This window comes from Pseudomonas sputi (assembly GCF_021603585.1).
Taxonomy (GTDB): Bacteria; Pseudomonadota; Gammaproteobacteria; order Pseudomonadales; family Pseudomonadaceae; genus Aquipseudomonas; species Aquipseudomonas sputi.
In genome coordinates this window covers 1-1485 of sequence record NZ_BQHI01000058.1, presented here as the reverse complement: position 1 = coordinate 1485, position 1485 = coordinate 1, and the positions used below count along the sequence as shown (strand labels likewise).

2 tRNA genes and 2 rRNA genes are annotated in these 1485 nt (G+C 51.0%); all 4 read right to left on the bottom strand.

The features are described from left to right. A 23S ribosomal RNA gene (locus tag L6D81_RS29275) occupies positions 1-441 on the bottom strand; the annotation flags it as partial. A gap of 242 nt (positions 442-683) precedes the next feature. Then, a tRNA-Ala gene (locus L6D81_RS29270) sits at positions 684-759 on the bottom strand. Between the two features lie 30 nt (positions 760-789). Further along, positions 790-866 (bottom strand) — tRNA-Ile (locus L6D81_RS29265). Between the two features lie 81 nt (positions 867-947). After that, positions 948-1485 (bottom strand): 16S ribosomal RNA (locus L6D81_RS29260); the annotation flags it as partial.

The window sequence follows — 1485 nt, the reverse complement described above, 5'->3', positions numbered from 1 at the left end:
CTATCGGTCAGTCAGTAGTATTTAGCCTTGGAGGATGGTCCCCCCATATTCAGACAAAGTTTCTCGTGCTCCGTCCTACTCGATTTCATGACTAAGAGACTTTCGCGTACAGGGCTATCACCCACTATGGCCGCACTTTCCAGAGCGTTCCGCTAATCTCAAAGCCACTTAAGGGCTAGTCCCCGTTCGCTCGCCACTACTAAGGGAATCTCGGTTGATTTCTTTTCCTCAGGGTACTTAGATGTTTCAGTTCCCCTGGTTCGCCTCTTGCACCTATGTATTCAGTACAAGATAACCATCTTGTGATGGCTGGGTTCCCCCATTCAGACATCTCCGGATCAAAGTCTGTTTGCCGACTCCCCGAAGCTTTTCGCAGGCTACCACGTCTTTCATCGCCTCTGACTGCCAAGGCATCCACCGTATGCGCTTCTTCACTTGACCATATAACCCCAAGCAATCTGGTTATACTATGAAGACGACATTCGCCGAAAATTCGAATTTCTCAACTAAGAGAACTCACAAATTTTACCTTAGCCTGATCACCACCAGTGAAAGTGGCGTTCAGTCTATCTTTCTATCACATACCCAAATTTTTAAAGAACGAACTAGTCAAAGACTAGAAATCAACATTCACCATCAACGATGGAATGCTCATTTCTAAGCTCTTACTTCAGAAGCAGTAGTGGTGGAGCCAAGCGGGATCGAACCGCTGACCTCCTGCGTGCAAGGCAGGCGCTCTCCCAGCTGAGCTATGGCCCCGTATTTCTACAGGCGTTTCCCACACAAAATTGGTGGGTCTGGGCAGATTCGAACTGCCGACCTCACCCTTATCAGGGGTGCGCTCTAACCAACTGAGCTACAGACCCAATTTCGGGCTGCTTCTTTCGTCTTCTTCAATGAATCAAGCAATTCGTGTGGGAACTTATGGAGCAGCTGATGTCGTCGATTAAGGAGGTGATCCAGCCGCAGGTTCCCCTACGGCTACCTTGTTACGACTTCACCCCAGTCATGAATCACACCGTGGTAACCGTCCTCCCGAAGGTTAGACTAGCTACTTCTGGTGCAACCCACTCCCATGGTGTGACGGGCGGTGTGTACAAGGCCCGGGAACGTATTCACCGCGACATTCTGATTCGCGATTACTAGCGATTCCGACTTCACGCAGTCGAGTTGCAGACTGCGATCCGGACTACGATCGGTTTTATGGGATTAGCTCCACCTCGCGGCTTGGCAACCCTTTGTACCGACCATTGTAGCACGTGTGTAGCCCAGGCCGTAAGGGCCATGATGACTTGACGTCATCCCCACCTTCCTCCGGTTTGTCACCGGCAGTCTCCTTAGAGTGCCCACCATAACGCGCTGGTAACTAAGGACAAGGGTTGCGCTCGTTACGGGACTTAACCCAACATCTCACGACACGAGCTGACGACAGCCATGCAGCACCTGTCTCAATGCTCCCGAAGGCACCAATCCATCTCTGGAAAG